Below are 21,777 nucleotides of genomic sequence, written 5' to 3' on the forward strand. Positions count from 1 at the left end.
GGAGTCCCTCCCGGCCGGCCCCTCCGTGTCGGAGCGCCGGGTCAGCTCCGCGCCCGCGGGACCTCTCCGCAGTCCGCGGGGTCCTCCGCGGCGGGTTCGCCGGCGGGCGCGGCGGGGCGCAGCCGCCGCCACGCGGTCCAGACGAGCCCGAGCAGGAGCAGGCCGTAGAGCGCGACGGTGATCGGGCTCCCGACCAGGATGAGCGGGTCGTTGCCGGAGTTGGCCATCGCGTCGCGCAGCGAGTACTCCGCCAGCGGGCCCAGGATCACCGCGATGAGCACCGGGGCCAGGGGCACCCCCGTGCGCCGCATGGCGAACGCCAGGACGCCGAGGAGGCACATGAGCACCAGGTCCGTCTTGCTCGCGCCCGTGGCGTAGACCCCGAGGCAGGCGAAGACCGTGATGCCCGCGTAGAGGTAGGACTGGGGGAGCAGCAGCAGCTTCGCCCACAGCGGCGCGAACGGCAGGTTGATGACCAGCAGCACGACCGTGGCCAGGAGCAGGCCCGCCAGGAGGGCCCACACGATGTCGCCGTTGCGCTCGAACAGCAGGGGGCCGGGCTGCATGCCGTACTGCTGGAAGGCGGCCAGCAGCACGGCCGCGGTGGCCGAGGTCGGCAGGCCCAGCGACAGCAGCGCCCCCATCGCGCTCCCCGCCGTCGCGTTGCCCGCGGCCTCCGGGGCCGCCACGCCCTGGATCGCCCCCTTGCCGAACATCGGCTTGCGGCGGCGCTTGTCCAGCTGGCGCTCGGCGCTGTAGGCGAGGAAGGTGGGGACCTCCGCGCCCCCCGCCGGGATGATGCCGAAGGGGATGCCGATGCCGGCGCCCCGCAGCCACGCGGGCAGCGCCGCCCGGAACTCCCTGCCCGACAGCCAGGGCCGTCCCGCGGAGGGGACGATCTCGTGCGCGCCGCGGTGGCCCACGCGCCCGGCCGCGTACAGCACCTCGCCGACGGCCAGCACGGCCACGGTGATGACGACGACGCTGATCCCGTCGAAGAGCGCCGGCATCCCGAAGGTGAAGCGCGCGGTGCCCGTCGACTGGTCCGTGCCGACCAGGGCGAGCCCCAGGCCGAACGCCAGGGCGGCCAGGCCCTTGAGGGGCGACTCCGAGACCACGGCGGAGATCGCCACGAACGCGAAGACGGCCAGCGCGAAGTACTCGCCGGGGCCGAACTTGGTCGCCAGGTCGGCCATGGAGGGCGCGAAGAAGACGACCAGCACGGTGGCGAGGATGCCTCCGGTGAACGCGCCGATGGCGGAGGTGGCGAGCGCCTGCGGGGCCCGCCCCGACCGCGCCATCCTGTGGCCCTCGAAGGTGGTGGCGATCGCGGTGCTGTTGCCCGGGGTGTTCATCAGGATGCCCGCGGTGGAGTCGCCGAACAGGCCGCCGAAGTAGACGCCGCTGAACATGATGAGCGCGGCCAGCGGGTCGAGCGTGAACGTCATCGGCAGCAGCAGGGCCACGGCCATGGCCGATCCCAGGCCGGGCATGACGCCCACCGCCGTGCCCAGGAACGCGCCGAGGGTGATCCAGAGGAGGTTCATGGGGGTGAGGACGGCGCCGAACCCGCCGATGAGGTGCGTCAGCTGCTCCATGTCACAGACCCCCCAGCACGCCGGAGGGCAGGTTCAGGCCGAGCATGCCGCTGAACACGATCTGGACGGTCGCGGCCATGACGAAGCCGACGGTCAGGCTGCGCAGGAGGTTCCGGTTGCCCAGCCCCGTCGCCACGGCCGTGAACATCAGCGTCGCCATGAGGAGCCAGCCCACGATGTCGATGAGGCCGCTGAAGGCGGCGATGCCGAGCAGGACCAGGCCGACGGCGCGCCAGTTGGTGCGCTCCTCCGCGGCCAGGGCGGCGCGGCGCCCGGGGGAGCGGCGCAGCGCCGCGACGATCAGCAGGAGGCCGATGACGGCGGCGAGCGCGGCCACGAACCAGCCGAACCCCTGGGGGCCGAGCAGGCCGCCGTCGCCGATGACGTCCATCCCCGCGTTGCCCGCGGCGAGCGTGCCCGCCATGGCCAGCAGGAGGCCGCCGATGACCAGTTCGCCGCGGCCGTCCCAGAAGGACGGTGTCCGCGGCGGGGCCTCCGCCGGGTCGGCGGCCGAGCCGCTGTCGAGGTCTGTGTGTGACATGTTCTCTCCGTGAAGTCCTCGGGCTCAGGAGCCCGAGATGAGGCCGAGGTCGGTCATGAGCGTGCGGATCCGGACCTCCTCGTCGGTGAGGAACTCCGCGAACTCCTCCGGACCGGCCCAGTTCGGCTGCCAGTAGTTGCGGTCGGTCGCCTCCTGCCAGGACTCGGCCCCGTACATCTCCTCGGTGATCGCCAGGAGCTCCGCCCGGTCCTCGTCGGTGATCCCGGGGGCGGCGACGAGGCCGCGCCAGTTGACCAGGTCGACGGAGGGGTAGCCGAGTTCGGCGGTGGTCGGGATGTCGAACCCGTCGAGGCGCTCGGGCGCCACGACGGCCAGCGCCCGCAGCCGCCCGCCCTCGATGAGGTCGCGGAAGTCGTTGAACCCGGTGACGCCGATCTGCACGGTGCCGCCGGCGTCGGAGAGCAGGGAGATCGTCAGCTCCCCGCCCCCGGCGTGCGGCGTGTAGTGCAGGTCGGCGGGGTCCAGCCCCGCGGCCTCGGCGAGCTGCCCGGCGACCAGGTGGTCGGGCGATCCGGCCGACCCGCCGCCCACGGGGATGTCCGGGTCCTCCTCCCAGGCCCGGAGGAAGTCGTCCAGGGTCTGCCAGGGGGAGTCCGCGGGGACCGCGATCACCTCGAAGTCGTCGGTCAGGCGCGCGATCGGCGTCACGTCGCTCAGCCGGACCGGGGAACCGCCCATCTCCACGCCGCCGACCATGGCGGCGCCGGTGACCATCACGGTGGTGGGCTCCCCGTCGAGCCTGGCCAGCTGGCCCAGGCCGATGGTCCCGCCCGCGCCGGGCACGTTGACCACCTGGACGTTGTTGACGATCGACTCCGTCCTGGTGGCCTGCTGGAACTCGCGGGCGGCCAGGTCCCAGCCCCCTCCGGCCGCGGCGGGGGCGATGACCGTCAGGGCGGAGCGGGCGCGCGAGCCCTCGTCGCCGCCCGCGGCGTCCTGCACGGCGAAGAACCCGGTCGTCACGACCAGGGCGAGGCCGATCCCGGCGCCGAGGAGGCCCTTGTCGCCGATCACGCGGGGCCTCCCGCTCTGCGGGGCCCGGCTCCGGACTTCACCGCGAGCACGGGGCACGACGCCTCCAGGAGCAGGCGCTGGGCCGTGCTGCCCATGAGCAGCTTGCCGATCGCGGAGCGGTGGCGGACCCCGATGACGAGCAGGTCGGCGTCCAGCTCCTCGGTGAGGTCCAGGAGGGCGGCCGCCGCGTCGGCGTCGGCCAGGCGTACGGCCCTCGCCCGGACCCCCTCGGCCTCCGCGCGCCCGACGAGTTCGCGGACCCGGGACTCGTCGGCGGCCCGTGTGTCGGCGGCGGCGTCGTCCGAGACGGCGTTGGCGATCACCAACTCGCCGCCCTGGAGCCCCGCCTGTCGGACCGCCTGCGCGAAGGCCGCCTCGGCGGACTCCACGGGGGCGTGTGCGAGCACCACTGTCATCTGCTCCTCCTCGAACCATCCGTGACTGGCGTCACAGTGTGCAGTGTATAGGCTGTATCACCGGGGCCGATCCGTCAATAGCAGCAGGTGGCACGGCGGCCGGAGCGGCGCCGGCGGCCCGCGGCGGGGGCAGGGGCGGCCGGACGAGCGCGGATCGGCGGAGGCCGCGGCGCACGCCGCCCCGGGGGAGGGGCCGGGAGGGTCCCGTGTCCCAGGGCGGCGCCGGAACCCGGCCGCGGGGTCAGCCGCCGGACGCGCCCGACCCCGCGGAGGCCGGCCCCAGCGGGAAATGGCAGGCGGCCGTGTGTGCCGGGTCCCCGGACACCGCCTCCACGGGCGGGGCGGTCCGGGAGCACAGGTCCTCGGAGTGGCGGCACCGGGTGCGGAAGCGGCACCCCGACGGCGGATCGACCGGCGAGGGCACCTCACCGGTCAGCAGGATGCGCTCCCGGGAGGGCGCGTCGGACCGGAGGGGGGACGGGGCGGAGGACAGCAGCGCCGCCGTGTAGGGGTGGCGAGGGTTCGTGAAGATCTCCTCGGTGCTCCCCGTCTCCACCACACCGCCCAGGTACATCACCGCCACGCGGTCGGCCACGTGGCGCACCACCGACAAGTCGTGTGAGATGAAGACGTAGGAGACGCCGAGCTCGGCCTGCAGTTCGGCGAGCAGGTTCAGGACCTGTGCCTGCACGGACAGGTCCAGGGCGGACACGGGTTCGTCGCACACGATGACGTCGGGGTCCAGTGCCAGCGCACGCGCGATCCCGATGCGCTGCCGCTGGCCCCCGGAGAACTCCTGGGGGTAGCGGTGGGCGTCACCGGCCCGCAGGCCGACCATCTCCAGCAGCCGGCGCACCCGCTCGGCCCGGTCCCGCCGGGGGACGAGGTCGCGGTGGGTGCGCCACGGCTCGCTGATCAGCTCGGCCGCGTTCAGACGGGGGTTGAGGGACGCGAAGGGGTCCTGGAACACCATCTGCACCCGCCGCCGCCACGCGAGGAGCTGCTTGCCGCGCAGGGCGAACGGGTCGGTCCCGTCGAAGCTCAGCGTTCCCCGGTCCGGACGCTCCAGCATGAGCAGGACCCGGGCCAGGGTGGACTTGCCGCACCCGGACTCGCCCACCAGCCCCAGCGTCTCACCGCGGTCCAGGGTGAGGTCGACCCCGTCCAAGGCGCGCAGCGACGTGCTCCCCGACGCACTCCGGGGCACCCTGAAGCTCTTGGTCAGGCCGCTCGCCCGGAGCAGCGGCCCGACGGGCGGCGCCGTGGTCTCAGGCATCGGTGGCCTCCTTCCAGTAGTGGCAGGCGACCGTGCGGCCGCGTTCGTCCCCGGACAGCTCCGGCCGGTGCGAGGCGCACCGCTCGCGCGCCAGGTGGCAGCGGGAGCGGAACGCGCACCCGCTGGGGACCGCCCGCAGGTCGGGCGGGCTGCCGGGGATGAACCTCAGCGGTTCGCCGGGCCTGCCGCCCCCCGGAACCGAGGAGAGCAGGCCCCGTGTGTAGGGGTGGCGGGGAGCGGCGAAGACCTCGCCGATCGGCCCGGTCTCCACGATTGCCCCGGCGTACATCACGGCCACGTCGTCGGCGTGCTCGGCGGCGACCGCGAGGTCGTGGGTGATGAGGACCAGTGCCATGTCCCGCTCGGTGCGCAGGTCGCGGAGCAGCTCCATGATCTGGGCCTGCACCGTGACGTCGAGGGCGGTGGTGGGCTCGTCGGCGAGCAGCACCGAGGGCCGCAGCGCCACCGCCATGGCGATCAGCAGCCTCTGGCGCATACCGCCGGAGAACTGGTGCGGATAGGCGCCGGCCCGGGAGCGCGCTTCGGGGATGCCCACCCGTTCCATGAGTTCCACAGCCCTGTCCCGGGCCGCCCGGCGCGACAACCCCTCGTGGATGCGGAAGGGCTCGCCGAGCTGGGCGCCTACGGTGAACACCGGGTTCAGTGCGGTCAGGGCGTCCTGGAACACGATGGCGAGTTCGGGGCCGGCCAGGCGGCGCCGCTCCGACGCCCCGAGCGCCAGCAGGTCCGCGCCGTTCAGGCGGATCCGGCCGCCGACCACGTCGGCGACCGGGTCGAGGAGCCCGGCGATCGCCAGCGCCGTCATGCTCTTGCCGCACCCGGACTCGCCCAGCAGCGCCAGGGTCCGGCCCGAGCGCACGGTGAAGCTCACGTCGCGGACCGCGTGCGCGACCCCCTCGGGGGTCCGGATGTCGACCGAGAGCCCGTCCACCTCCATCGCGGCCGGGTCCGTGGGCCGTGTCCGGTGGATGCTCTCCCGGAGAGCGTTCATCTACCTGCCTCCTCGGCTCTGCGGGCGGTCGCGCGGGCCCTGCCGCGCGGCACGGTCAGCCGCCACCTCTGGGCGGGGTCGGTCGCCAGCCGGGCCCAGGAGGCCAGGGTGGTCGCCGAGACGGTCGTCATGACGATGGCCAGGCCGGGGAAGACCGCGATCCACCAGGCGGTCTGGAGCTCCTGGCGCCCCTGGGCCACCATCAGCCCCCAGCTCAGGTCCGGCGGCTGGATGCCGATGCCCAGAAAGCTCAATGACGACTCCGTGAGCATCACGAAGCAGAAGTCGAGCGTGGCGACGGTGATCAGCGTGGGCATCACGGTCGGGGCGACGTGGCGCCGGATGATGCTCCCCCCGCGGGCGCCGAAAGTGCGGGCCGCGTCCACGAACAGGCGGCTGCGCAGCTCGGCGGACTCGGCGCGCGCCGTGCGCAGGTAGACCGGGACGCGGGCGATCGCCAGGACCAGGACCAGGGTCGCGACGCTGGGCGAGAACACGTACAGGACCACGACCGCCAGGAGCAGCGACGGGAAGCTGAGGACCACGTCGGCGATCCGCATGGACACGCTCTCGCGCCAGCCGCGGTGGTAGCCCGCCCACATGCCCCAGGCCGACCCCACCACGAAGGAGGCGAGGACGGCGGGCACGGCCACCGCGAAGGTGGTGCGTGCCGCGACCACCAGCCGGGCCGCGACACTGCGGCCCAGGGAGTCGCTGCCGAGCACGAACGCCCAGCCGTTGTCCAGGGTGAACGGCGGGAGGTCGACTGCATGAAGGTTCTGCCGGGTGGCCAGGTCACCGAGCAGGAACGGTCCGGCCACCGCGCAGGCGGCCACGGCCAGCAGCATCAGCGCGGCCAGGCAGGCGACGCGGTCCTTGAGCAGCAGGGCGAACAGGCGCGGCGGTCGCGCGGCCGGGGGCGCGGCGCCCGCCTGATCCGGGCGGTCCCCGGTCTCGGACAAGGGGTCTCCGTTCGTCATGTCGCCACCCCCTGGCGCACGCGCGCGTCGATCAGCGCGTAGCAGGCGTCGATGAGGATGTTGAGGGCGAAGATCGTGACAGCGGTCAGCAGTACCGCCACCTGGAGCACCGCGAAGTCGCGTTGCAGGATCGAGTCGATCATCAGCTTCCCGATGCCGGGCCAGCCGAAGATCGTCTCGACCACGACGGCGCCGTTGACCAGGCCCACCGCGAGGTCGCCGGCGACCGTGAGGGCGGGGGCGGCCGCGTTGCGCAGGGCGTGGACGAAGATGACGCGCTTCTCGTCGGCCCCCTTGCTCCGCGCCACCCTGGTGTAGGGGGCCGACAGCGCCGAGACCATCGAGCCGCGCACCACCTGGACCAGGACACCGAACGGGCGGATGAGGAGCGTGGCGATCGGCAGGACCCACGCGCCCATCCTGTCGGTCCCGGAGGTGGGCAGCCAGTTCAGCGTCACCGCGAACACCAGGACGCCCATGATGGCGAACCAGAAGTCCGGCACACTCGCCGACGCGGACGACAGGAGGCCTGCGAACCGGTCGGCGAGCGAGTTCGGGCGGTAGGCGGCCAGGCTGCCGACCACCACGGCCGCCGTCACGGCGATGGCCATCGTGGCGCCGGCCAGTTGGAGGGTCGCGGGAAACGCCTGGAGCACCGCCTGGGCGGCGGGCTGGGCGGTCCGCAGCGACTCGCCGAAGTCGAGGCGGACGATCTGGGACAGGTAGTCGAGGAACTGCACGGCCACCGGCTGGTCGAAGCCGTTCCTGGCGGCGAACTCCGCCCGCATCTCGGGTGTCGCGCTGAGGGGCAGGTAGAGGTTGGCCGGGTCACCGGTCAGCCGAGCCAGGAAGAACACGCCCAGGACCACGGCGAGGAGCGGCAGGGCGCCGGAGATGATGCGGCGCCGCAGGAAGACGAGCATGGAGTCGGACACCGCCTCAGTCGTTCCGCTGCATCTCGCGCAGGCGCAGTTCGTCGTTGGTGGCCGAGTTCGGCGTGTACGACACGTTCGTCGCGACGGCCATGATGCCGGTCATGTGCGCCAGCACCGCGTCGCGGACCACCTCGTCGTTCTGGTGGGCGAGCGCGTCGGCGAACGCCTCTTGGCGCTCCTCGCCCTGTGCCCGCTCGGCCGCCTGGGTCAGCTCGTCCAGGGTCCTGGTTCCGTAGCTGCTCTGGGCTCCCTCGGAGCCGTAGATCTGCTCCATCGTGAATGCGGCGTCACCCGCCTGGTTGCCGTGTTGGGCCTGGAGCAGCGTCGGACCGGCGTCGGCGGGGAACGGGCGCAGCAGGTACTCCAGCCAGGCGTTGACGTCGAGCATCTGGATCTCCACGTCGAGTCCGGCCTCGATCAGGGAGCTCTGCACGACCTCCATGGCCTCCGAGGCCCGGGGGTAGATACCGTTGCGGCCGATGATGGTGATCGTGGTGTCGACGGCCACACCGTCCGCGCGCGCCTCCTCGACCAGTGCGGCGGCCCTCTCCGGGTCGTGGGGCCAGGCCCCGATGTCGGGGTTGTGGCCGGTGACGCCCTCCGGGACGACCTGTCCGGCGGGTTCGCCCAGGCCGGCGAAGACCGAGGAGACCAGTCCCTCCTTGTCGATCGCGTGGTTGACCGCCTGGCGGACGCGGAGGTCGTCGAGCGGCTCCTGGGTCGCGTCCATGCGCATGTAGGAGGTCTCGTTGTTGGGGAACTCCACCGCGAAGTCGCCGGCGCCGTCCTCGGGGGCGAGCCCGACGGCGATGTCGGCCTCGCCCTGGGAGACCATCGCGGCCCGGATACTGCCCTCCGACCGCCATACGTACCTGGCCGTCGCGTAGGCGGGGGCCTCGCCCCAGTAGCCGTCGTAGCGCTCCAGGGTCAGGCTGGTCCCCTGCTCCCACGTCCCGACCCGGTAGGGGCCGGTCCCCACGGGTTCGCGGACCTTCTCCTCGGCGCTGGTGCTGGTGGGGACGACCTCGACGAAGGACAGCCTCAGCGGCAGGATCGGGTCGGGCTCGGCGGTGGTGACCTCCAGCGTGGTGGCGCCGGTGGCCTCGGCGGTGAGCTCCCCGTCGCCGAAGACGTAGCCGTCGACGTTGCAGCCGATGTCGGAGTCGACGGTGCGGTCGATGGAGAAGGCGGCGGCCTCGGCGTCGAACGCCGTGCCGTCGTGGAAGGTGACCCCGTCGCGCAGGGTGAACGTCCACGTGGTGTCGGAGGTCCGCTCCCAGTCGGTGGCCAGCGCCGGTTCGAGCTCGCCGGTGTCGGGGACGCGCTCGGTGAGCGCCTCGGTGATGTTGGAGCGCGTCACACGGCCCGTCGCGGTGAGCGAGGCGTCGCAGGGCTCCAGGGTGGGCGGTTCCTCGGGCAGAACGATGCGGATCGTGTCCGCGGCGTCTCCGTTGCCGGAGTTCGCGACGGTGCACGCGCTGCCGGCCAGGAGGACACCGGCTGCGGCGAGGGCGCCGGCGATCCGCACAGGACGGCGGCGGGCATCCCGGGAGGGGGGTGGGACGGGCATGGGGGCTCCGATATCTGACCTGGGGCGGGGCGGGGATGGGTCTTCCACGGGGCGGGAGGCGCCCGGGGGCGGGGTTCCGTGCAGGAGGTGCGGGCGGCGAGCGCCTCAGGGGTACCCGGGACCGTCGGATCTGAGAGGGCCCTGGTGGCGGGCGGACAGCGCGTCCGGTGCGGCTCCGGCCGCATCGCCGGTGCGGTCCCCGGAACGGGGGGTGTCGAGCCCCCCGGCCGGGGCGGGGAAGCCCGGCGAACCGGAGGGGAGGTCTGCGGGCACTGCGGGCGCGGGGGGCATACAGAAACCTCTTGTCTACATATGAAGACGGTATCTATATTTATAGACAGCAACAGTAAGTAGGTGTCTCAGATCACGTCAAGGATGAACATGGGACTCTCCGAGGAACAGGACGCGCAAACCCTCCGGGTGACGGGCGTCCGCCCGGTGAAGTCCGCCGAGCGGACGATCGCGCTGCTGGAGTACCTGAGTGCGGCGGACACGCCGAGGTCCCTGCGCGACATCACCTCCGACCTGGGTTTTCCCCGGGCCAGTGCCTACGCGCTGCTGATGACTCTGGTCCAGAGCGGGTGGGTGGATCCCGACGACACCGGATCCGGGTACCGTCTGGGGATCCGCGCCCTGCGCGTGGGCGCCTCCTACGTAGAACACGACGACGTCGTGCGCCGGGCGCAGCGCGTCATGGACGAGATCTCCCAGGAGTGGGGGGAGACCGTCCACCTCGCCCGCCTGGACGCGCACGAGATCGTCTATCTGGCGACGTGCATCTCCCGGCACTCGCTGGCGGTCGTCTCCAGGCCCGGCCGCAGGCTCCCCTGCTGGGCGACCGGGCTCGGCAAGGCACTCCTTGCCGGGCGCACGTGGGAGGAGGCCGAGGCCCTGCTGCCGGAGACGGTCCGGGCGCGCACCTCCCACACCATCACCGACCGTGCGGAACTGCGCGAAGAGCTGGCGCGGGTGAGGGAGCGCGGCTACGCGATCGACGAACAGGAGTCCACCGTGGGGCTGCGGTGCTTCGCGGTGGCGCTCGACTTCGGGGGAGGGGGCGCGCCCAGGGAGGCGCTCAGCTTCTCCGTCCCCATCGTCCGGCTGGACCCCGAGCGGGAGCGGGGGATCGTGGGCGCACTGCTGGGGGCGCGCGACCGCATCGTGCGCTGACCCCGTCCCGCCGGCCGGGGCCCGTGTGCGCGGAGGGCCGCTCGGGGAGCGCCGGGCCCTGCTCCGGCGTCCCCGTTCGTCGGGTCGGCGCAGCTCGCGGGCTGCCCCGCGTGCGCCGACCGGATCGGCGGCGGAGCGCTCCCGACCGGGGGCGGTGGCGTCTCCCGTGTGCGCGAACCGGGCACGTCCGGAACCGCCGCCGGCGTCCGGCCGACACCGGCCGCCGTCCGCACCCGGTGGCCGGGACGGGTCCGACCTGGTGTTCCAGGTGGGGCTGTATGGAGGAGTGTGGCGGACCACACTTCGTGTTCCGGCGGGGGTGCTCCCCGGTGGAGGAAGCCACAGGATAACTTCGGACCGGGGTAACCAATTCTCGCGCGCCGGGTTCTTTTGTCCTGCTGTGCGGCATGTGTCCTTCGGTCGAATGCGTCGACAAGCGGGATCTGTTGGTCATTGCCATTCTTTCCGGTGTTCTCATTTGTTTCCGAGAAAAAGAATATCTCGGATAATATCCCCATGTTCCACAACTTTGTGAAAATTCTGGATTAAGCCATTCGCAGTTCTACAAAATAAAGTCCGCGAATTACTACTCTTCGGGTTGTGGCGCTTGTAACCTCGTGTTTTCGGCCGACCATGGGTCTGGCAGGGAGAGCGCGGCCAGAGGCCTGCGTGTTCGCATGCGCCCCTGACCCCGACCTCGCCCGTGACCATTTCCTGCGGTGACGTTCGATTCCACCACCCCAGAGAACCTGGAGAGTGTCCATGAAACCTGACACCGCACACCCCAATCCAGATCGGGATACCAGTGAGAAAAGGGCCCTCCACGCCCGATCGGCCCTCGCCGGGTACTTCTTCCTCACCGGGGCCGTGATCCCCGTGTGGGCCTCCCGCATCCCCGCCGTCAAGGAGCAGAGCGGCGTCGGCGCCGACCAGCTCGGCCTCGCGCTCCTCGCGATGGGGGTGGGGGCGATCATCACGGCCCGCGTGGGCGGCGCCCTGCTCGACAGGTGCGCCCCCCGCTTCGTCGTCCCCCCGGCCGCGGTCGCGGCCTCGCTCTGCCTGGCCCTGCCGGGAGCGGCCATGGGGCCACGCGAGCTGGCCGCCGCCCTGTTCGTCCTCGGCGTCGCCCACTCCCTGCTCAACATCAGCGTCAACACCCACGCCGCCACCCTCCAGCAGCCGCTGGGGCGGCCCCTCCTGTCCTCCTTCCACGCCTTCGTGTCGCTCGGAGCGTCCTTCGGCGCCGTCTGCGGTGTCGTCACCGCCCACGTCGGACTCAGCCCCCTCATCACCTTCCAGGCCATGGGCGCGCTCCTGGCGCTGGCCGCACTTGCCCCCGCGAGAGCGCTCGCGCGGTACACGCCACCGGCGGTCGACCAGCAGTGCGGCGCCGGCGGGTCACCCGGCAGGCTCCGGCTCTCCCCCCTGCTCCTGACCCTGGGGGTGCTGTCCCTGGCCGCGATGCTCACCGAGAGCGCGGTCCAGGACTGGAGCGCGCTCTACGCCCAGGAGAGCGTGGGCGCCTCCGGTGCCATGGCGGCGACGGCGTTCGCGGCGTTCACGGTCACCATGACCATCGGCCGCCTCATGGGCGACCGCCTGGTCCTGTGGCTGGGCCGGGTGGTCCTGCTCAGGTCCGGTGCGCTCGTCGCGGTCGCCGGTTTCTCCCTGGCCCTGGGCCTGCCCACCCAGGCCACGGTCCTGGCGGGGTTCGCCCTGGTCGGCCTCGGCCTCTCGTGCGCGGTTCCCCAGCTGTTCAGCGCGGCGGCGGAGATCGATCCCCGGCGCGTCGGCAAGAACCTGGGAACGGTCGCGGCCATCGGCTACCTGGGACCCCTGCTGGGCGCCCCCGTGATCGGGGTGCTCTCGGAGCAGGGCGGGGTGGGCACCGGCCTCCTGGTGCCCGTCCTGCTCACCGTGGCCCTGGCCACGGGCGCGAGCACGACCCGCCGCCGCCGGTCCGGCGCGGCCGTCTGAGGCCGCCCCGGACAAGCGGCCGGACCGGGCCGCGGTCGGTCCGCCCGCCGCGGCCCGGCCCCCGCACGCCCGGCGGACCGCCCACCGCCGTGCGGCCCCCGGGTCGCGGTCGGCGTCCGCCAGGGGCGCCGGCCGCGGAAACACCGCACCGTGCGTGGCGGAGATGGTGACGGTGAGTGATCGAAACGTAGGTTGGGGCCATGCGCGTACTAGTCACAGGCGGGGCCGGGTTCATCGGATCGCGGGTGGCGGAGGAACTCCGCCTGGCCGGGCACGAGGCGGTGACCCTCGACGCCTACCTGCCCCAGGCCCACCCCGGGCAGGGGCCGCGGGAGGGCGTCGACGTCGTGGCCGACGTCCGGGACGGCGACGCCGTCGAGCGTGCCCTGCGCGGGGTGGACGCGGTCTGCCACCAGGCGGCGATGGTCGGGCTGGGCTCCGCCGGCTTCCTCGACGCCCCCGACTACGTGGGCTGCAACGACCTGGGCACGGCGGTCCTGCTGGCCGCCATGGCCCGGGCCGGGGTCCGCGACGTCGTCATGGCCGGTTCGATGGTCGTCTACGGCGAGGGCCGGTACACGTGCCCCGAGCACGGCGACGTCCGCCCGGGACCGAGGGCGGAGGCGGACCTGGCGGCCGGGGTGTTCGACCCCCCGTGCCCCCGCTGCGGCGCCGCGCTCGTGCCCGGCCTGGTCGGGGAGGAGGCGCCGACCGACCCGCGCAACGTCTACGCCACCACGAAGCTGGCGCAGGAGCACCTGTGCGCGTCGTGGGCCAGGGCCGTCGGAGGGCGCGCGGTGTCCCTGCGCTACCACAACGTGTACGGGCCCGGGATGCCCCGCGACACCCCGTACGCGGGCGTCGCCTCCTTCTTCCGCTCCGCGCTCGCCCGCGGCGAGGCGCCCCGCGTGTTCGAGGACGGCCGCCAGCGGCGCGACTTCGTGCACGTCGCGGACGTGGCCAGGGCCAACGTGGCGGCACTGGAGGCGGTGCGGGACCGGGCCGGCGGGGAGCTGTCCGCCTTCAACACCGGAAGCGGGACGCCGCACACCATCGCCGAGATGGCGCGGGCGCTGGCGGAGGCGTACGGGGGCCCGGCGCCCCGGACCACCGGCGAGTACAGGCTGGGCGACGTACGGCACATCACCGCGTCCTCCCGGCGGCTGGTCGAGGAGCTGTCCTGGCGGCCGAGGGTCGGCTTCGCCGAGGGGATGGCCGAGTTCGCCCGCGCCGACCTGCGCGGATCGGTCGGCGCGGGCGCCACGACGGGGTGAGGGCGACGCCTCCGCGTGTCGCGCCCGTCGTTCACACCCGGCAAGGGCATCGATTCGTAACGTGACCAAGATGACCAGTGAACCTCACGAGCACGACCGCGAGAACGACGAACCGGCGCGCGCCGGCCACGGTCCCGGGGGCGGCGGTCCCGCGCCGCCCGTCGACGTGGTGCTGCCCTGCCTGGACGAGGCCGCCGCCCTGCCCTGGGTCATGGAGCGGATACCGCCGGGCTGGCGGGCGATCGTCGTCGACAACGGCTCGACGGACGGCTCGGCCTCCGTCGCCGAGGCCCTGGGGGCCCTCGTCGTCCCCGAGCCGCGCCGGGGCTTCGGCGCGGCGTGCCACGCGGGCCTGACCGCCGCGACCGCCGAGTTCGTCTGCTTCTGCGACTGCGACGCCTCCCTGGACCCCGGGCTCCTCCCGGAGATGGTGGAGCGGGTCCGCTCCGGCGGGGCCGACCTGGTCATGGGCAGGCGGCGCCCCACCCGCCGGGGGACCTGGCCGGTGCACGCCAGGGCCGGCAACGCCGCCGTCGCGCGCATGCTGCGCTCCCGGACCGGGGTGCGGGTCCGCGACATCGGCCCGATGCGGGCGGCCCGCAGAGCCGGGCTCCTCGGGCTGGGAACGGCCGACCGCCGCTCGGGCTACCCCCTCGAGACGGTCGTGCGCGCCGCCGACGCCGGGTGGCGGATCGAGGAGGTGGACGTGCCCTACCTGCCCCGGTCGGGCAGGTCCAAGGTCACCGGGACGTGGCGGGGCACCTGGACCGCGGTGCGCGACATGACGGCGGTCCTGCGCGAGCCCCCGGCCCGGCGCCGCGCGCCCGCGGGGGGAGGGTCGCCGTGACCGGCCACCGCGACGCCGCCCTGCCGACCGGGGCCGCCACCCTGGTGGTCATCGCCAAGGAACCGGTCCCCGGCCTGGTCAAGACGCGGCTCACCCCGGAGTACACGCGGGAGGAGGCCGCCACGCTCGCGGAGGCGGCCCTGGCCGACACCCTGCACACGGTGCGCTCCCTCCCCGCCAGGAGGCGGCTCCTCGTCCTGGAGGGCAGGCCCGGCCCCTGGCTCCCGTCCCCGGGCTTCGAGGTGGTGCCGCAGGTCGGCGCCGGGTTGGACGAGCGGCTCGCGCACGCCTTCGCCGCGTGCTCGGGGCCCACCCTGCTGATCGGCATGGACACCCCCCAGGTGAGCCGGACGCTCCTGGCGCCCGCGCTGGCCCCGGACGCGTGGGACCGCGCCGACGCGTGGTTCGGACCGAGCGAGGACGGCGGCTTCTGGGCGCTCGGCCTGGCCGCCCCCGACCCCGCTCTGCTGCGCGGCGTCCCGATGTCGACCGCGCACACGGGCCGGGTCCAGCGCGAGCGGCTCGTCGGCGCGGGACTGCGCGTGGGCGAGCTGGAGAGGATCACCGACGTCGACACCGCGCGCGACGCCGCCCTCGTGGCGTCGCTGATACCCCGCAGCCGCTTCGGCAGGGCCGTCCGGCTGGCGAGAGCGCGGTGCCGCAGGTGAGCGCGGCCGGGACCGGGATCGACGCCGGGTCGGCCCCGTGGCTGTGCGACCCCTACTCGCAGGCGCTCGCCAGCGGACGCGGCCCCCTGTTCCTGCGCCGGTCCGACGGGTGGATGCTCCCGCTGGAGGTCGAGCGCTGGTGCGGGGGGACCGACGCCGCCGACGAGAGCGTGCTGGAGCGCGCCGAGGACGACACCGTCGACGTCGGGTGCGGCCCGGGCCGCATGGTCGCCGCGCTCACGGCCCGCGGCCACCTCGCGCTGGGCGTGGACACGAACCCCGTCGCGGTCTCGCGCGCCGTCGAGGCGGGCGGCCGGGCGGTGCGCTCGTCGGTGTTCGACCCCCTTCCCCGGGAGGGCGCCTGGCGCACCGCCCTGCTGCTCGACGGCAACATCGGTATCGGCGGGGTGCCCGGGGACCTGCTCTCCCGGATACGGGAGGTCGTCCTGCCCGGCGGCCTGCTCGTCGTCGAGGCCGCGGGCCAGGACGTCCACGAGCGCGTGACGGTGCAGGTCACCGACGGCCGCCGGGATCCGGGGGCGCCGTTCCCGTGGGCGAGGGTCGGGCTCCCCGCCCTGCGGCTGTGCGCGGAGGCGGCCGGATGGACGTGGTCGGAGGCGTGGAGGGTGCGGGGGCGCCGGTTCGCGGCGCTGCGCTCCCCGCGCTGAGCCGCGGCGGGCCGGGGGAGCGGCGCCGCGCCGACGGTCCCGACCGGCGGCCACCGGGCGGCGGTCCTGCGCTCGTCGCGTTCCCCCTCCCGGGAGCGGCGCCGCGCCGACGGCCGCTCAGGGCGTGCGCGCGGCCCGCGCGTACCGGACCGCACGCTCGGCGGTGTGTCCGACCGCACCCCCTGCGAACAGCGGTTTCCCCCGTCCCGGCGACACGCCGCCGCGCACCCCGCGACAACGGCGGCCGTGACCTACGGTGACGGCGTGACGCAGCCAGAACTCCACCGGAACGACCGGGAGGCGCCCGGCGCCGCCCGTCGCGGCCTCCGCGCCGACCTGACCGCCGCCGCCCTGGCCGTGCTCCTCTTCGCCGCGGCGGCCGTCACCGGCACCTGGATCGAGCGCACACGGGGCGTCCTCCACGTCGACTGGCCGCCGCTGTACGCCTCCTGGCTCCCGCACACGGGGCCGGGCACGGTGCCGGCCCTGGCCCTGGCGGCGGCGGTGGCGGCCTGCGGTCCCGCGGCCGCGCGCGCCCTGCCCTGGCGCGCCCTGGTGGGGACGGCCTGGGCGGTGTCCGCCCTCTGGACCGCCGCGCTCGCCCTGGTCGACGGCTGGAGGCGCGGGATCGCCGACCGCCTCCTGTCACCCCACGAGTACCTGTCCTCGGTGCACCGCTTCGAGGACGCGGGCGCCGCCCTGAGCACGTTCACCCGGCACATCCTCATCGGGCAGCCGGACAACTGGCCCACGCACGTGGCCGGGCACCCGCCGGGCGCCGTCCTGACCTTCGTCGCCCTGGACCGGATCGGCCTGGGGGGAGGGGCGTGGGCCGGGCTCTGGTGCATCCTGGCCGGCGGTTCGGCCGCCGCGGCCGTGCTGGTCGCGATGCGCGCGCTCGGCGCGGAGGGGGCTGCGCGCCGGGCGGCCCCGTTCCTCGTGCTGCTGCCCGCGGCGGTGTGGGCGGGCGTGTCCGCGGACGGCTACTTCACGGCGGTCACCGCGTGGGGCCTGGCCCTGCTCGCGGTCGGCGCGTCGCCCGGCGCCCGCGCGCCGCGCTCCACCGCGCTGGCGGCCGGCCTGCTCCTGGGGTGGGCGGTGTACCTGTCCTACGGGCTGGTCCTCGCCGCGGTCCCGGCCCTGGCCGTGCTCCTGTGCGCGAGGAACGCGCGCCCCCTCCCCTACGCCCTGGCGGGCGCCCTGGTCGTCGCCGCCGCCTTCACCGCGGCGGGCTTCCACTGGTGGGAGGGGTACCGCCTGCTCGTGGAGCGCTACTACCAGGGGGTGGCGGCCGTCCGCCCCTACGCGTACTGGGTGTGGGCCAACCTCGCCGTCGCGTGCCTGGCCGTGGGACCCGCGACCGCGGCGGGCCTGCGCCGGGCGCTGGCGGGGGCGCCCGCGGCGGCGGGCGGCCTGCTCCGGGCGCCGTCCCGGGAGGCCTCGACGACGGTCCTGCTCGTCGCCGCCGGGCTCGGGGCGATCGCCGTGGCCACCCTCTCGGGGATGAGCAAGGGCGAGACCGAACGGATCTGGCTGCCGTTCGTGCTGTGGCTCGTCCCCGCCGCGGCCCTCCTGCCGGACCGCCACCACCGGGGGTGGCTGGCCGCCCAGGGGGCCACGGCCCTCCTGGTCAACCACCTGCTGCTCACCGGCTGGTGACCCGGCCCCGCCGTCGCCGCCCCCCGCGGTGGTGGGACGATGGAGGGGAGATGACCGAGAGCGAGTCGTGCCGCCCGTTGCGCGCCGGGGTGTTCACCCTGGTGTGCGCGAGCCTGTCCGCGCACGGGCACGCGCTCAGCTCCGGCCACGACGTCCCCCTCGCCGGGCTCCTCGCGGGGGCGGCCGTCGTGTTCGCCATGGCGTGGGCGGCCGCGAACCGCCGCCAGGGCTGGGCCACCCTCACCGGGTGGATGCTCTGGGGCCAGTTCGCCCTGCACGTGGCCTTCAGCTACGTCGGCTCGCTCGGAGGTCCGCACACCGCCTCGCACGAGGGCGACGTGGTGGTCCAGGCTGCGATGCCGGCGTGGACGATGATCGGGATGCACGTGGTCTCCGCGCTGGTCAGCGCGTGGTGGCTGCGCCGCGGGGAGACGGCGCTGTTCGCCTTCCTGCGCTTCATGGCGCTCGCCCTCCTCCCGCTGCTGGTGCTGGTGTGCGGCCTGCCCGCACCGCGCGGCCCCCTCGTGCCCCGCCTGCGGACCGCGGACGTGCCCGTCCGCATCCGGCTGCCGTACCTGCGGCACACGCGCGTCCTGCGCGGCCCCCCGGCCCTGTCGCCCGCCTGAGACCCCGCGTTCGCCACGCCCTGGGCAGGGCGCGGTCACGGCCGTCCCTGCCCTGACCCCCGCCCTGGCCTCCCGCACCGCCCCGGCGCCGCTCAGCGGCGCCGGAGAACGGTCGAACGCGCCGTCCGGGCCCCGCCGGCCCCTCGGGGTGCTCCGCCCTGCCGAGCGCCCCCTCCGACGTGTACCGCGCGGTCCTCCGCCGACCCCTGTCCCGGGGTCCGCGCGGTCGGCGACAGAAAGAACCGACATGCTCTCCCTCAGCGAGACCATCCCCTCCGCACCCCCCGACGGCTCCCCGGGAACGGGCCCCCTCCGCCCCGGCGGCGAGCACGGCGAACTGACAGCCCTGGCGATGCGCGCCAAGGAGGGCGCGCGCGACGCCCTGGACTCCCTGTTCGCGCGCACCCGTGACGACGTGGCGCGCTTCATCGCCCGCCGGGTGGACCCGTCCTGGGTGGAGGACCTGACCCAGGAGACCTTCTCGCGCGCCCTGCGCGGGCTCGACCACTACGCGGGACGCGCCCCGGTGCGCGCCTGGCTCTTCTCCGTGGCGCGCCACACGGTGGCCGACCGCTACCGCGCCCAGAGCCGGATCCCTCGCCACGAGGCCGTGGACGGGTGGGCCGAGGAGGGCGTGTGCGCCCATCAGGGGCGCTTCGACGAGTACCTCGCCCTGCTGTCCCTGCTGGAGGACCTCCCCGAGGACCGCAGAACGGCCTTCGTGCTCACCCAGATCCAGGGCATGCCCTACGCCGAGGCCGCCCGGGCCATCGGCACCCCCGTCGGCACGGTGCGCTCCCGCGTGGCGCGCGGCCGGCGCGACCTGGCGCGCATGCTGCGCCAGGCGGCCTGACACGCGTCCGGGGCGGCACCGCGCCGCCCCGGACGCGCCTCCCCACCGCCGGCCTCCGGCCGGCCCCGAACCCGAGAAGGAACACCATGACGTCCCGACCCCGCCAGGCCGCTCTCCGCGGCCTCGCGCTCTGCGCCGCCCTCGCCCTCGCCACCGCCTGCTCCGCCGCGGACCCCGTCGCGGAGGCCGACCACTACATGGACCTGTCCGACGACCCCATGGCCGCCTCGGCGACCGAGCTGACGACCCTCGACGGCGACCCGTGGGGCTTCACCGACGTCGCCGACGACCGGCTGACCCTGCTCTTCTTCGGCTACACCAGCTGCCCCGACGTGTGCCCGATGACGATGGCCGAGATCGACCTGGCACTCGGGCAGGCCGGGGAGGCGGCCGACGCCTACGACGTCGTGATGGTCAGCACCGACCCCGCCCGCGACACCGCCGAGCAGATGCGGTCCTGGCTCGACCGGTTCGACCCCTCCTTCCAGGGGGTTCGGGGGGACGTCGACACGACGGTCGAGGCCGCCCGCGACTACGGCATCGCCGTCGACCCCCCGCAGGAGGCCGAGGGCCAGTACCTGGTCACCCACGGCGGCCGGATCGTCGTCCTGCTGCCCGGGGGCGAGGCGGCCGGGATGTTCGACGAGGGCACCGAGGCCGACCGGATCGCCGCGCTCCTCCCCGAACTCGCGGAGACCCTGCTGTGAGACGCCGCACCGACCCGGGGGAGGGGCCCTCCCGCCGCGGCCTCCTGGCCGCCACGGGTGCGGCCGGGCTCGCGGGCCTGGCCGCGGGCGCGGGCGCCGGGCACGCCTTCGCCGACCGCCGGGCCGGGGAGGAGAACGCCCAAGCGCTCGCCCCCTCCCGTTCCAGGGCCGGGGACCGCGACGGCCTGCCCCCGGCCCTCCTGTCGCCCACGCCGTCCCAGGTCCGACTGGTCGCGCTGGACCTGCGGGCGGAGCCGGGGGAGCGGGCGCGCGAGGCCGCGCGCCGGGTGCTCCGGACCTGGGGCCGGGAGATCGGCGCCCTCCACGGGCACGGCCTCGACACCCGCGTCGAGGGCGCCCCGACCCGGGGGCTGTTCCCGGCGTCGCTGGGCGTCACCGTCGGCCTGGGCGCCTCCCTGCTCGACCGGATCGGGGCGCAGGACCGGATCCCCCCGCACATGGAGGACGTCCCGGCCTTCGCGTCCGACCGCCTGGAGCCCGGCTGGTGCGGCGGGGACCTGCTGCTCCACGCGGGGGCGGAGGACCCCGTCGTCCTCTCCTCCGCGGTCGGGCACCTGGTCGGCGCCGTCGCCGCCGACGCGCGGCCGCGGTGGTCCCTGCCCGGGTTCCAGCGCTCGGCCGCCGCGGCCGAGGACCCGGGCGCCACGCCGCGCAACCTGATGGGCCAGATCGACGGGACCGTCAACCCGCACGCCTCCGACCCGGTGTTCGGCCCCCAGGTCCTCGCCGCGCACCCCGGGCCCGCCCTGGCGTGGATGGACGGCGGAACCTACCTCGTCGTCCGCCGCATCCGCATGCTCCTCGACGACTGGTACTCCCTCGACCCCGGGGACCGGGAGGCCGTCATCGGCCGCCGCCTCTCCAACGGCGCACCGCTGGGGGGCGGCGCCGAGGACGACCTCCCCGACCTGTCGGCCACGGGGGAGGACGGCACGCCGGTGATCGCGTCCGACGCCCACATCAGGCTCGCCGCCCCCGGCAACACCCTCGGCGCGCGGATGCTGCGCCGGGGCTTCAACTACGACCTGGGCTGGGACGCCGACGGCCTCCGGCAGGCGGGCCTGGTCTTCACCGCCTGGCAGGCGGACCCCAGGGCGGGCTTCACCCCGGTGCAGCGCGCCCTGGACGAGGGGGCCGACGCCCTCCACCGGTACGTCCGCCACGAGGGGAGCGCCCTGTTCGCCGTGCCGCCCGTGCGCGGGGGCGAACCCTGGATCGCGCACGACCTCCTCCCCGGGTGAGGGCGCGCACACCGGGAACCGCGAGGGCTCCGTGAACGACCCCGGGGACGGGGCCGCGCTCCCACCCGCACCACCGCACGACCACGACCACGAGGAAACCGCGAGGACCATGCCACTCCCACGACACGGGACCGTGCCGAAGCCACGGACCACCGCCGCCGCCGCGCTGGCCGCCCTGCTCCTCGCCACGGCCTGCGGGACGCCGGACGCGCCCGCCGACCGGGCCGGGGCCGACCCGGACGCGGAGCCCCGCGGCCACGCCGCCGCCGGCGACCTGGAGGTCACCGGCGCGTGGGTGCCCGAACCCGCCAACCCGGAGATCGCCGTCCTGTACATGGAGGTCTCCAACGCCGCCGACGAGGACACCGCCATCACCGGGGTCTCCACCGGGGCCTCGCCCGACGCCGACCTGTGCAGCACGGAGACCACCGGCTCCGGGGCCTCCCGCATGCGCGTCGTGGAGGAGATCCCCGTGGCGGCGGGGGGAGCCACCGAGCTGGTCGACGGCGGCTACCACATCATGGTCAACGACCTGCCCGAACCCCTGGAGGAGGGGGACGAGGTCGCCGTCACGCTGACCTTCGCCGAGGGGAGCGAACTGGAGGTCACCGCGCCCGTGCAGCCCATGGCGGCCGGCAGCGCACCCGTGACCGACCACGGAGGGCACCACTGAGCCCGCGGCCGTCCCCGCCCGGGCGGGGAC

General features: G+C 74.8%; 20 protein-coding genes and 1 pseudogene. 12 read left to right on the forward strand and 9 right to left on the reverse strand.

Going from position 1 to position 21,777, the window contains the following annotated elements; genetic code table 11:
• Window positions 1–41 precede the first annotated feature (41 nt).
• The 9 genes from ACWGL3_RS19860 to ACWGL3_RS19900 all read right to left on the reverse strand — a co-directional run bounded on the left by ACWGL3_RS19860 (window position 42) and on the right by ACWGL3_RS19900 (window position 9,363).
• Window positions 42–1,598, reverse strand: coding sequence for a tripartite tricarboxylate transporter permease (locus tag ACWGL3_RS19860; RefSeq protein ID WP_267949652.1), 1,557 nt, complete (start codon window positions 1,596–1,598; stop codon window positions 42–44).
• Window position 1,599: 1 nt separating this feature from the next.
• Window positions 1,600–2,139: a tripartite tricarboxylate transporter TctB family protein gene (locus ACWGL3_RS19865; protein WP_267949653.1), complete on the reverse strand. Its 540-nt coding sequence runs from the start codon at window positions 2,137–2,139 to the stop codon at window positions 1,600–1,602.
• Between the two features lie 24 nt (window positions 2,140–2,163).
• Complete coding sequence (locus ACWGL3_RS19870; RefSeq protein WP_267949654.1) at window positions 2,164–3,174, reverse strand: Bug family tripartite tricarboxylate transporter substrate binding protein; 1,011 nt, start codon at window positions 3,172–3,174, stop codon at window positions 2,164–2,166.
• Window positions 3,171–3,590, reverse strand: a complete 420-nt coding sequence (locus tag ACWGL3_RS19875) for a universal stress protein (RefSeq protein ID WP_267949655.1) — start codon at window positions 3,588–3,590, stop codon at window positions 3,171–3,173. Before ACWGL3_RS19875 ends, ACWGL3_RS19870 begins: the two co-directional genes overlap by 4 nt.
• A 241-nt stretch (window positions 3,591–3,831) precedes the next feature.
• Window positions 3,832–4,866 carry an ABC transporter ATP-binding protein gene (locus ACWGL3_RS19880; protein ID WP_267949656.1) on the reverse strand — a complete coding sequence of 345 codons (1,035 nt, stop codon included), beginning with the start codon at window positions 4,864–4,866 and terminating at the stop codon, window positions 3,832–3,834.
• Window positions 4,859–5,878 carry an ABC transporter ATP-binding protein gene (locus ACWGL3_RS19885; protein ID WP_267949657.1) on the reverse strand — a complete coding sequence of 340 codons (1,020 nt, stop codon included), beginning with the start codon at window positions 5,876–5,878 and terminating at the stop codon, window positions 4,859–4,861. The genes ACWGL3_RS19880 and ACWGL3_RS19885 overlap by 8 nt, the downstream gene beginning before the upstream one ends.
• Complete coding sequence (locus tag ACWGL3_RS19890) at window positions 5,875–6,858, reverse strand: ABC transporter permease (RefSeq protein ID WP_267949658.1); 984 nt, start codon at window positions 6,856–6,858, stop codon at window positions 5,875–5,877. The genes ACWGL3_RS19885 and ACWGL3_RS19890 overlap by 4 nt, the downstream gene beginning before the upstream one ends.
• Entirely contained in the window at window positions 6,855–7,793 is a 939-nt protein-coding gene (locus ACWGL3_RS19895) for an ABC transporter permease (RefSeq protein ID WP_452461655.1), read from the reverse strand. The genes ACWGL3_RS19890 and ACWGL3_RS19895 overlap by 4 nt, the downstream gene beginning before the upstream one ends.
• A gap of 4 nt (window positions 7,794–7,797) precedes the next feature.
• Window positions 7,798–9,363, reverse strand: a complete 1,566-nt coding sequence (locus ACWGL3_RS19900) for an ABC transporter substrate-binding protein (protein ID WP_267949660.1) — start codon at window positions 9,361–9,363, stop codon at window positions 7,798–7,800.
• 381 nt (window positions 9,364–9,744) lie between these two features.
• Between ACWGL3_RS19900 and ACWGL3_RS19905 the strand changes: the two genes are divergently transcribed.
• From ACWGL3_RS19905 to ACWGL3_RS19960, 12 genes and pseudogenes are all read left to right on the forward strand, one after another.
• Window positions 9,745–10,533 (forward strand): IclR family transcriptional regulator, encoded by a 789-nt coding sequence (locus tag ACWGL3_RS19905; RefSeq protein ID WP_267949661.1) that lies wholly within the window; start codon window positions 9,745–9,747, stop codon window positions 10,531–10,533.
• A 762-nt stretch (window positions 10,534–11,295) separates the two neighbouring features.
• Window positions 11,296–12,510, forward strand: a complete 1,215-nt coding sequence (locus ACWGL3_RS19910; protein ID WP_267949662.1) for an MFS transporter — start codon at window positions 11,296–11,298, stop codon at window positions 12,508–12,510.
• Window positions 12,511–12,710: 200 nt separating this feature from the next.
• A pseudogene (locus tag ACWGL3_RS19915) lies at window positions 12,711–13,824 on the forward strand (NAD-dependent epimerase/dehydratase family protein); the annotation flags it as partial.
• Window positions 13,825–13,854: 30 nt separating this feature from the next.
• The gene (locus tag ACWGL3_RS19920) at window positions 13,855–14,631 is read left to right on the forward strand and encodes a glycosyltransferase family 2 protein (protein WP_267949664.1); all 777 of its coding nucleotides are present in this window, start codon (window positions 13,855–13,857) and stop codon (window positions 14,629–14,631) included.
• Window positions 14,628–15,299, forward strand: coding sequence for a TIGR04282 family arsenosugar biosynthesis glycosyltransferase (locus ACWGL3_RS19925; protein WP_452461656.1), 672 nt, complete (start codon window positions 14,628–14,630; stop codon window positions 15,297–15,299). Before ACWGL3_RS19920 ends, ACWGL3_RS19925 begins: the two co-directional genes overlap by 4 nt.
• Window positions 15,287–15,967, forward strand: a complete 681-nt coding sequence (locus ACWGL3_RS19930) for a class I SAM-dependent methyltransferase (RefSeq protein ID WP_267949666.1) — start codon at window positions 15,287–15,289, stop codon at window positions 15,965–15,967. The genes ACWGL3_RS19925 and ACWGL3_RS19930 overlap by 13 nt, the downstream gene beginning before the upstream one ends.
• 264 nt (window positions 15,968–16,231) lie before the next feature.
• Entirely contained in the window at window positions 16,232–17,626 is a 1,395-nt protein-coding gene (locus tag ACWGL3_RS19935) for a hypothetical protein (protein ID WP_452461657.1), read from the forward strand.
• A gap of 50 nt (window positions 17,627–17,676) precedes the next feature.
• Window positions 17,677–18,252 (forward strand): hypothetical protein, encoded by a 576-nt coding sequence (locus ACWGL3_RS19940; protein WP_267949668.1) that lies wholly within the window; start codon window positions 17,677–17,679, stop codon window positions 18,250–18,252.
• Window positions 18,253–18,499: 247 nt separating this feature from the next.
• Complete coding sequence (locus ACWGL3_RS19945) at window positions 18,500–19,105, forward strand: RNA polymerase sigma factor (protein WP_378552811.1); 606 nt, start codon at window positions 18,500–18,502, stop codon at window positions 19,103–19,105.
• Between the two features lie 86 nt (window positions 19,106–19,191).
• Complete coding sequence (locus tag ACWGL3_RS19950; RefSeq protein ID WP_267949669.1) at window positions 19,192–19,812, forward strand: SCO family protein; 621 nt, start codon at window positions 19,192–19,194, stop codon at window positions 19,810–19,812.
• Window positions 19,809–21,074 carry a Dyp-type peroxidase gene (locus ACWGL3_RS19955; protein ID WP_452461658.1) on the forward strand — a complete coding sequence of 422 codons (1,266 nt, stop codon included), beginning with the start codon at window positions 19,809–19,811 and terminating at the stop codon, window positions 21,072–21,074. Before ACWGL3_RS19950 ends, ACWGL3_RS19955 begins: the two co-directional genes overlap by 4 nt.
• Window positions 21,075–21,207: 133 nt before the next feature.
• Window positions 21,208–21,747 carry a copper chaperone PCu(A)C gene (locus ACWGL3_RS19960; RefSeq protein WP_452461659.1) on the forward strand — a complete coding sequence of 180 codons (540 nt, stop codon included), beginning with the start codon at window positions 21,208–21,210 and terminating at the stop codon, window positions 21,745–21,747.
• Window positions 21,748–21,777: the final 30 nt, after the last annotated feature.

The organism is Nocardiopsis sp. NPDC055824, assembly GCF_053616335.1.

Bases quoted from the DNA above. Each gene is read 5' to 3' on its own strand.
- ACWGL3_RS19945 (WP_378552811.1), top strand. From the start codon at position 18,500: ATGCTCTCCCTCAGCGAGACCATCCCCTCCGCACCCCCCGACGGCTCC.
- ACWGL3_RS19885 (WP_267949657.1), bottom strand. From the start codon at position 5,878: ATGAACGCTCTCCGGGAGAGCATCCACCGGACACGGCCCACGGACCCG.
- ACWGL3_RS19890 (WP_267949658.1), bottom strand. From the start codon at position 6,858: ATGACGAACGGAGACCCCTTGTCCGAGACCGGGGACCGCCCGGATCAG.
- ACWGL3_RS19950 (WP_267949669.1), top strand. From the start codon at position 19,192: ATGACGTCCCGACCCCGCCAGGCCGCTCTCCGCGGCCTCGCGCTCTGC.
- ACWGL3_RS19910 (WP_267949662.1), top strand. From the start codon at position 11,296: ATGAAACCTGACACCGCACACCCCAATCCAGATCGGGATACCAGTGAG.
- ACWGL3_RS19905 (WP_267949661.1), top strand. From the start codon at position 9,745: ATGGGACTCTCCGAGGAACAGGACGCGCAAACCCTCCGGGTGACGGGC.
- ACWGL3_RS19865 (WP_267949653.1), bottom strand. From the start codon at position 2,139: ATGTCACACACAGACCTCGACAGCGGCTCGGCCGCCGACCCGGCGGAG.
- ACWGL3_RS19900 (WP_267949660.1), bottom strand. From the start codon at position 9,363: ATGCCCGTCCCACCCCCCTCCCGGGATGCCCGCCGCCGTCCTGTGCGG.
- ACWGL3_RS19880 (WP_267949656.1), bottom strand. From the start codon at position 4,866: ATGCCTGAGACCACGGCGCCGCCCGTCGGGCCGCTGCTCCGGGCGAGC.
- ACWGL3_RS19860 (WP_267949652.1), bottom strand. From the start codon at position 1,598: ATGGAGCAGCTGACGCACCTCATCGGCGGGTTCGGCGCCGTCCTCACC.
- ACWGL3_RS19875 (WP_267949655.1), bottom strand. From the start codon at position 3,590: ATGACAGTGGTGCTCGCACACGCCCCCGTGGAGTCCGCCGAGGCGGCC.
- ACWGL3_RS19940 (WP_267949668.1), top strand. From the start codon at position 17,677: ATGACCGAGAGCGAGTCGTGCCGCCCGTTGCGCGCCGGGGTGTTCACC.
- ACWGL3_RS19920 (WP_267949664.1), top strand. From the start codon at position 13,855: ATGACCAGTGAACCTCACGAGCACGACCGCGAGAACGACGAACCGGCG.